Raw genomic sequence first — 8,309 nt, 5'->3', positions numbered from 1 at the left:
TAACTATGCTGCGCGCCTGATTTGCGGTTTTGGTTTGGGTGCGTTAAATTTGCGCTTATTTTTTAATGAGGCTCAAATTTAACGTGCTGATTTTGGGTTAAATTTTACAGATATAACAACTTGGCTTTTAAGATGATTTTGTGCACCGACTAAGGCTAAATTTTATTTGCGATTTTTACGTTAAATTTTAAATCGTCAAATTTATTCTTTAAAGCTTTCCTCGTAATTGTAGCAGCCTGATTTCTCGCCGTTATCGCAAGCTTTTTTAAAAAGCTCTCTTGCTTTTTTTGTATCCATTTTTACGCCTTGGCCTTCTGCGTAAAGTATGCCTAGTCCGCTGCACGCTTCACCGACATCTTTATCGCAAGCGATTTTATACATTTGTGCGGCTTTTTTATAGTGATCCTCCGTGCGAGCCATCCCGTAAAAATACTCTGCTGCCGCCGTGCAAGCTTGTACGTTTCCTGCTTTGCAGGCCATTTGCCACTCTATTATCCCGCCAAATGCCGCGTTTATGCCCAAAATAGTTACAAAAAGTAAAATTTTATTCATTTTGATTCCTAACCGCGTCTTTTACTATATAGCCAAAACAGTCCCGCTAGCGTCACAAAAAGAGCAAGCATAGATCCGGCGACGATAGCCGTGCCGTTTTGAAAGCCGTTTAAAAACATCCCGTTCGTATTCATCCCAAAAAATCCGGTGATCAAATTTAGCGGCAAAAATAGCGCCGAAAGCAGCGTGAGGATGTAGATGTTTCGGTTGATTTTGTCGTTTTTTAGGCTCTGTATATGCGCGTATATATCGTCTATCCTAGCGGCGTTTTCGCAGGCTGCGTTTTTTAGCACACCGGCTTCGTAGACGTAGTTTTTGAGCTGTTTTTTTAGCTCGGGCCTTTCGTTTTGACAGATCGCCAGAGCCTCGTAAAAGTGCGAAATTTTATTTTGAAATTTGCGTATTTCGTATTTTAAGACCGCGTGCTTTTTGATAAATTTAGTAAAATCCCTCTTGCCCGCGTAGATTTTCTCGTAGCTTTCAAGCTGGGCGGAGTGCTCGGCGATCTTGGCGCGAAACTCGCTCGTTATCTTTTTTACGACGCGGATAAACTCCTCCGCGCCGCTCTCGCTGCCGTCCTGGGCGTAAATTTTGTCGTCTTTAAAGATAAATTTGTAGTTTTGTTCGCTGCCGTCCGTAACTAGATAGACGTACTCGCACTCCTCGTCGTAGAAGTACCCCGAGATATCGCGCTCGCTCACGGTTTTGCCTTATATGCTCGGCGCGTCTTTACCGCGTTTGGCGTAGAAATTTCGCCTAAATTTTTCAAATTCGCCCGCCGTTATCGCTTCTCTCATCTGCCGCATCAAATTTAGATAATAGTGCAAGTTGTGTAGGCTTGCCAAACGGAAAAACGTCAGCTCGCCCGCGCGGTATAGGTGGCTAAGATAGGCGCGCGAGTAGTTTTGGCACGCGTAGCAGTCACACTCTGGATCTATCGGGGCGCGGTCGGTTGCAAATTTTGCGGACTTGATATTTATCTTACCAAAACTCGTAAATAGCGTGCCGTTGCGCGCGTTTCGCGTCGGCATCACGCAGTCAAACATATCCACGCCGCGAGCTACGTTTTCTACGAGGTCTTCGGGAGTGCCTACGCCCATGAGATAGCGCGGACGCGCCGCGTCGATGTAGGGCATCACGGCCTGCACGGTATCATACATCTCTTGGTTGCTTTCGCCTACGCTAAGACCGCCGATAGCAAGCCCGTCAAAGGGCATCTCGCACAGAGCTTCGGCGCAAAATTTACGCGCCGCCTCGTCCGTGCCGCCTTGGATTATGCCGAATATATTTTGCGTGAGCCCTTCGCCGTTATTTTGCTTAAATTTATGATAGTCTATCGCCTCGCGCGCCCATTTTATCGTGCGTTTTATGCTTAGCTCCACGCGCTTTTTTTCAGCAGGAAGCGCTACTAGATCGTCTAGGATCATCATGATGTCGGAGTTTAGGTCGTACTGGGTATCTAGCACCGAGCGCGGCGTGAAATAGTGCGCGCTGCCGTCGATGTGGCTTTTAAATTTGATACCGTCATCGCCTGGCTTTGAGATTTTGCTCAGAGAAAATGCCTGAAAGCCGCCGCTATCGGTTAAAAACGAGCGGTTAAATTTAGTAAAGCCGTGCAGGCCGCCGAGCTCTTTTACGACCTTGCTGCTAGGACGCAAGTAGAGGTGATAGGTGTTGCCTAGGATGATTTGGGCGTCTAAAATCTGCATCATATCCACCGCGTCTAGGCTTTTTACCGCGCCTACGGTGCCAACTGGCATAAACACGGGCGTTTTTATCGTCGAGTGAGCGGTCGTTAGCGTGCCCGCGCGCGCCGCACCGTCCGTTTTATCTATACTAAAAGTCATTTTGATATAATAGTCCCTTTAAATTTGGAGTTTTAATGAAAAATATCTTGATAGTTGCGGACGGCATTGTAGCGAAACATTTCTTAGAAAGACTATTTGTAAGCAGAAGCAGCACGCATAACTACGTAGTTATCGCTTGCGGAGACGAGGATTACTCGGACGTAAATTTAGAAAATTTTACCTTTTACCGCTTTGATCCCACGAGCCTTGATAGACTGAGGCAAGTAGCCAGCGGTTATTTTAGCCAGTTTATGATAATGCTAAAAGACGGCTTTGATACGGTCAGCGTCTATAATAACCTGCGTCAAATCAGCAAAAAAACGGAAATTTTGATGCTGGATCTTTGGGGGCTTGGCGGACTGGAGGACGACTCGCACCTAACTGTTTTAGACGCGCGAGCGGTGCTAACGGCTAGGCTCATGGACTTTTTACCGGATATCCCCGTAGTAGCTGACAACCTAGGCCTTGGCAAGGGCGAGATAATGGAAGTAAAAGTGCCTGTAGGAAGCTCCTTTATGTACCGTCACATCAGCTCCATAACGCAGAAAAAATGGCGCATAGCGATGATTTATCGCGGCTCAAATTTCATGATCGCAAAGCCTAACTTAATGATCCTGCCGGGCGACGTTTTGCTGATAGTGGGCGAACCAAGCGTGCTTTTAAGCGTATTTAGAAGCGTAAAAAAAGAAACGGGGCAGTTTCCAAACCCGTTTGGGCATAACATTTATCTGTTTTTAGACATGAAAAAGATGGGCGAAAAGCTGTGCATAAGGCTGCTTGAGCAGAGTCTAAAACTGCACGAAAAGCTAAACAACAGGCGCCTTTTCGTCAAGGTCGTAAATCCGGCGCTAAATTTAGCCTACGAAAAGCTAAAATCCGTAAACGACGAGATGGCGACGGTGATGTTTGATTATTTCGGAGGCGGAGTAGGGCAGATAAAAGACGATGTTTTTAAAAACGACGTCGGGCTTGTGGTGACGGATAATAAATTTTTCGCCGCGCACAAAAGGCTGCTTTTCGAGCTAAAAAAACCCGTCGCCGCCATCGGTAAAAGCGACATCGACGAGATCAAAAAGGGCGTGGTGCTAAGCAGCGGCTTTGGCGACGAGATAGAGAGCCAATCGGCCGTCATCATGGACTGCTGCTCGCAGCTTGATATGCCCATCACCCTTTATCACTTCGGCCGAAACGGCGCAGACGAGGAGATGGAGGAGCATTTTGACAGCTTGGCTAAGATTTTCGGACGTAAGATCGAGGTCGTGGAGGATAAAAACTCAAATCCGATTTTAAGGCTAAAAAAAGAGCGAAATTTGCTCCAGTTCGTGCCTTTTACGAAAAAGATCAGCAAAAAAGACGCATTCGCAGCATTTTCAAACGACATGAACCGTCTGTACTCGCGCCTTAGCGACAACTATCAGATTTTTATACCGATAAATTAGGCTATTTTGGATAAAATAAAAGCGGAGAATAAGATGAAAATAGATATAAAATTTGACGGCAAGCCGGGCTACGGCGTCTATATAAACGAGCTAAAAGAGCTTAAATTTGACGCTAAAGTCGCTATCGTGACCAACGCAAAGGTAGGCGGGCTTTATCTGCAAAATTTACTCTCGCGCATAGATTGTCCGCAAAAATTTATCATCAGCGTCCCCGACGGCGAAGAGTATAAAAATATGCAAACTATCGAGGCGATCTTAGAGCAGCTTTTCGTTAGCCGCCTTGACCGCAGTAGCGTTATTATCGCGCTTGGCGGCGGAGTGGTGAGCGATATGGCGGGCTTTGCGGCGAGCATTTTTGAGCGCGGGATCAAATTTATAAATATCCCGACTACTCTGCTAGCGCAAGTGGATGCTAGCGTAGGCGGAAAAACGGGCGTAAATAATAAATTCGGCAAAAATCTAATCGGCTCGTTTTATCAACCTAGCGCCGTTTACTGCGAGACTGAGTTTTTAAAGACGCTTGAAAAGCGCGAATTTGCAGCAGGCCTCGCAGAGGCCGTAAAGATGGCGATAACCTTTGACGAAAATCTATTTTCGTGGATGGAGAGCGCAGATTTGACGGATGAGGCGAATTTGCAAAATTTGATCTACCGCTGCGTGCAGATAAAAGCCGCCGTCGTAGAGGCCGACGAGCGCGAAAAGGGCGTGCGCGCGGTGCTAAACTACGGGCACACCTTCGCTCACGTGATAGAAAACGAAACGAACTATAAAAAATATCTACACGGCGAGGCGGTGGCGATCGGTATGAATATGGCTAACTCGCTAGCGGTGAAGCTAGGCCTCATGAGCGAGGAGCAAAAGGCGCGCGTGGCGGAGCTGCTAGTTAAATTTGACCTGCCGATAAGCTACAAAGTACTAAACGCAAGCAGCTTTTACGAGGCGTTTTTCCTCGATAAAAAGGCGGAAAACTCCGCGATTAAATTTATCTTGCCGCGAGGTATCGGAGACTACGAGATACGAAAAGACGTGCCGCGCGAGCTCGTGATGGACGTTTTAAGAGAGTTTGAATGAGAAAAATTTTATTTATTTTATTTTTTGCGATCTTTGCTTATTCGCTTGACGATATACCTAGCGAATTTAACGCGACAAAAGAAGCTCAGCTATCCGAGCTAAACGCGTCTTTATCGCTTATCGAGGACGAGCTAGCCGATAACATCTGGGCGACTCGCTACTCAAACTACAACACCTTTCAAAAGCTAAGCGCGGAGCTCGATGAAATCGAAGCAGCGATAAAAAAACAAGCAAAAAATACCGAAAAAGTACTCGAGCTACAAAAAAAACAAAGCACGCTAAAAGAGCAGATCGAGCTTTTAAGAGAGTTTCAAAAAGCGCCGTTTTCTAGCATGATAACGGCTCCCGAGATAGAAATTTTACAAAAGATAACCAATCCCGTCGCCGTGATCTCGGGCTTTTCGCATATAAAGCAGCTAAGAAGCGAAAAAGACGAGTACAAGCGCCGACTGGACGGGCTTTCTAAGACGACCGACGAGCTAGCTAGAAAAGAGCAAATTTTAACCCAGATCGTAAATTTGAGCGACGACGCGCGCTTTCAAGCGGAGCTTGCCGAGGCTAGACAGGAGCTAGCGGAATTTAACGCCGCCGCCGACATCGCAAAAACAACATACGGCGTATACGAAAAGCGCGTAAACGAGGCAATAAACCGCACTAGCGAGGATATCAAAGCGCAGATGAAAAAGGCGCTAGATATCGGTATATTTATCGTCGTCGTGATCGGGCTTTCGTTTTTGTTCAAATTTATCATCAAAAAGACGATCACGGATAACGAGCGCCTCTATACGGCGAATAAATTTATAAACCTCGTAAATATCACGCTCATCATCATGATTTTGCTTTTTGCCTATATCGAAAACGTGACCTATCTCGTTACGGTGCTAGGCTTTGCGTCCGCCGGTATCGCTATTGCTATGAAAGATATGTTTATGAGTATGCTCGGCTGGACGGTGGTGGTTTTTGGCGGTAGTTTTCACGTCGGCGACCGCATCAAGGTGCGCAAGGACGGAGAGGATGTCGTGGGCGACATCATCGATATCTCGCTGCTTAGGATGACTATTTACGAGGACGTCACGATAGTCACCGTAAACTCAAACCGAAGAGCGGGGCGTATTATATTTGTGCCGAATAATTATATCTTCACCGATCTGATCGCAAACTACTCGCACCACGGCATGAAGACCGTCTGGGACGGCATCGACGTGGTTTGTAGCTTTGATTCTAACCACAAAAAAGCCGCCCACATCATCAAGGATATCGCGCGAAAATACTCCAAAGGCTACACCGAGATCGCCAAAAAGCAAATGAGCAAGCTGCGAAATCAATACAGCATCAAAAATCCAAACGTCGAGCCGCGCGTATTTACCTTTATCGAGCCTTACGGCGTAAAAATTTCGGTCTGGTATATGGCAAACACCTTTGCCACGCTATCTTTGCGAAGCACGATAAGTGCGGAGATAATGGAAGCCATCGCTAGCCACGACGACATCGTGATCGCCTATCCGACGCAGACTTTATACATGGATAGACGCGTAAAAGCCGGCGAGTCAAAGCCGATGGGCGAAGGCGGCGAGGAGAAGCATGAAGCCTAACTCAAATTTGACCCCGCAAGAGCCGCGCAGGGAAAAGGTATTTTTTAAAACATTTGGTTGCCGCACGAATATCTACGACACCGAGCTGATGAAAAGCTACGTCAAAGACTACGATATCGTTAGCGACGAAAACGAAGCCGACATCGTAGTGGTAAACTCCTGCACGGTCACAAACTCAGCAGATAGCGGCGCGCGCAGCTACATAAACGGCATAAAAAAACGCGGCGCTAGAGTGATACTAACGGGCTGCGGCGCGGTGAGCAAGGGCAAGGAGCTGTTTAACAAAAGCGCGGTTTTCGGCGTGATAGGCGCTAGCAAAAAAGAGGATATAAACGCGCTGCTAAAGTCGCAAGATCCGTTTTTCGAGCTGGGAAATTTAAAAAGTATCGACAAAAATATCGTAACGAACTACGAAAATCACACCAAAGCCTTTATCAAGATCCAAGAGGGCTGCGACTTTGCGTGTAGTTACTGTATCATCCCCGCCGTTCGCGGCAAGGCGCGCAGTATGGATGAGGAAGCGATCTTGCGCGAGGCTAAAATTTTAGCCTACAACGGCTACAACGAGCTAGTGCTAACAGGCACAAACATCGGCAGCTACGGCAAGGATACGGGCTCAAGCCTGGGTCGCTTGCTAGGCAGACTCGGTAAAATAGGCGGCATAAAGCGCATAAGGCTCGGTAGTATCGAACCAAGCCAGATAGACGAGAGCTTTCGCGAGATTTTAAAAGAGAGTTGGCTAGAGCGACATCTGCACATCGCGCTTCAGCACACGAGCGAGGCGATGCTGCGCATCATGAGGCGGCGAAATCAAGCCTTTAGGGACTTGGAGCTGTTTTTGGAGCTTAGCGAGATGGGCTTTGCGCTGGGCACTGACTACATCGTGGGACATCCGGGCGAGAGCGAGGAGATCTGGAGCGAGGCGCTAGCAAATTTTAAAAAATTTCCGCTCACGCATTTGCACTGCTTTGCGTATTCGCCGCGAAGCGGTACGCACTCGGCGGATATGAAAGTGGACGTTAGCGGCGACGTAGCGAAGGCTAGACTTAAGGTTTTAAAGCAAATCGTAGCGGAAAATAATTTTAAATTTAGGCAAGAGCACGCCAGAAAAGGCGGGAGCCTAAACGTGCTCGTCGAGCAACTAAACGGCGAATTTTACGAAGGCTTCGATCAGTTTTACAACAAAGTAAAAATCAAAACGGATAAGCAAATTTTAAAAGAGTGGGCGGTCATAGATAAATTTGAAGTAAAAAGCGAGGGCGACTATGCACAAATTTAAGCTAAATAAACAAAAGATTATCGTGATTTTGACGGCTATTTTGGCGGTTTTGCTAGCCGTTGCGGTAGGCAGAAGCCAGCCCAAAAACATAATGTACGAAAGCTACGAAAAGCTGCTAGAAGGCGATATGATCGCAAGCGCTACGGTAAACGGCGGCGAGCTGGAGCTCACGACCAAAGGCGGTAACAAATACATCATCGTAAAAGACGGCGTGGATATGCGCGCTCTAGTGCAAAAAGTGCCCGTCGATCTAAAAAAAGAGACGCCCGTACTGGATGAAATTTTAGCCGTCCTAGCGCTGCTAGTTATCTGTTTTGCGGGACTTGCGATTTATGCGAGGTTTAAAAAACAAAAGCTCGCCGCTCAAAACGAAAATCAAAAAGCAAACGTCTACGAATACGACAATATCGCCGCTAGCTCGGTAGCCCCTGCTATCTCAAACGTCAAATTTGACGACGTGGCAGGCATAAAAGACGTCAAATTTGAGCTAAGCGAGATCGTGGATTTTCTAAAGAATCCGACGAAATAT

General features: G+C 46.9%; 7 protein-coding genes and 1 pseudogene. 5 read left to right on the top strand and 3 right to left on the bottom strand.

Annotated features, from left to right (window positions below; genetic code table 11):
- Window positions 1-201 precede the first annotated feature (201 nt).
- The 3 genes from Q0338_RS06480 to tgt are packed head-to-tail and all read right to left on the bottom strand — an operon-like array spanning window position 202 to window position 2,399.
- Window positions 202-552 (bottom strand): hypothetical protein, encoded by a 351-nt coding sequence (locus Q0338_RS06480; RefSeq protein WP_298086048.1) that lies wholly within the window; start codon window positions 550-552, stop codon window positions 202-204.
- A gap of 8 nt (window positions 553-560) precedes the next feature.
- Entirely contained in the window at window positions 561-1,253 is a 693-nt protein-coding gene (locus Q0338_RS06475) for a CorA family divalent cation transporter (protein WP_298086047.1), read from the bottom strand.
- Window positions 1,254-1,262: 9 nt separating this feature from the next.
- On the bottom strand, window positions 1,263-2,399 hold the full coding sequence (gene tgt, locus Q0338_RS06470) for a tRNA guanosine(34) transglycosylase Tgt (protein ID WP_298086046.1): 1,137 nt from the start codon (window positions 2,397-2,399) through the stop codon (window positions 1,263-1,265).
- A 35-nt stretch (window positions 2,400-2,434) separates the two neighbouring features.
- Between tgt and Q0338_RS06465 the strand changes: the two genes are divergently transcribed.
- The 5 genes and pseudogenes from Q0338_RS06465 to Q0338_RS06445 all read left to right on the top strand — a co-directional run.
- Entirely contained in the window at window positions 2,435-3,838 is a 1,404-nt protein-coding gene (locus Q0338_RS06465) for a TrkA C-terminal domain-containing protein (protein ID WP_298086045.1), read from the top strand.
- Between the two features lie 33 nt (window positions 3,839-3,871).
- Window positions 3,872-4,909: a 3-dehydroquinate synthase gene (aroB, locus tag Q0338_RS06460; protein ID WP_298086044.1), complete on the top strand. Its 1,038-nt coding sequence runs from the start codon at window positions 3,872-3,874 to the stop codon at window positions 4,907-4,909.
- Window positions 4,906-6,501, top strand: coding sequence for a mechanosensitive ion channel domain-containing protein (locus Q0338_RS06455; RefSeq protein WP_298086043.1), 1,596 nt, complete (start codon window positions 4,906-4,908; stop codon window positions 6,499-6,501). Before aroB ends, Q0338_RS06455 begins: the two co-directional genes overlap by 4 nt.
- Window positions 6,491-7,780: a tRNA (N(6)-L-threonylcarbamoyladenosine(37)-C(2))-methylthiotransferase MtaB gene (gene mtaB / locus Q0338_RS06450; protein WP_298086042.1), complete on the top strand. Its 1,290-nt coding sequence runs from the start codon at window positions 6,491-6,493 to the stop codon at window positions 7,778-7,780. The genes Q0338_RS06455 and mtaB overlap by 11 nt, the downstream gene beginning before the upstream one ends.
- Window positions 7,767-8,309 (top strand): annotated as a pseudogene (locus tag Q0338_RS06445) (ATP-dependent metallopeptidase FtsH/Yme1/Tma family protein); the annotation flags it as partial. The gene mtaB and the pseudogene Q0338_RS06445, both read left to right, overlap by 14 nt.

The sequence above is a fragment of the uncultured Campylobacter sp. genome (assembly GCF_938018145.1).
In the GTDB taxonomy this organism is placed as follows: Bacteria; Campylobacterota; Campylobacteria; order Campylobacterales; family Campylobacteraceae; genus Campylobacter_A.
The sequence above is the reverse complement of the archived record's forward strand: the minus strand, read 5'-3'. Positions and strand labels throughout refer to the sequence as shown.

Coding starts and splice junctions, on each gene's coding strand:
- mtaB (WP_298086042.1), top strand. CDS start 6,491: ATGAAGCCTAACTCAAATTTGACCCCGCAAGAGCCGCGCAGGGAAAAG.
- aroB (WP_298086044.1), top strand. CDS start 3,872: ATGAAAATAGATATAAAATTTGACGGCAAGCCGGGCTACGGCGTCTAT.
- tgt (WP_298086046.1), bottom strand. CDS start 2,399: ATGACTTTTAGTATAGATAAAACGGACGGTGCGGCGCGCGCGGGCACG.
- Q0338_RS06455 (WP_298086043.1), top strand. CDS start 4,906: ATGAGAAAAATTTTATTTATTTTATTTTTTGCGATCTTTGCTTATTCG.
- Q0338_RS06465 (WP_298086045.1), top strand. CDS start 2,435: ATGAAAAATATCTTGATAGTTGCGGACGGCATTGTAGCGAAACATTTC.
- Q0338_RS06480 (WP_298086048.1), bottom strand. CDS start 552: ATGAATAAAATTTTACTTTTTGTAACTATTTTGGGCATAAACGCGGCA.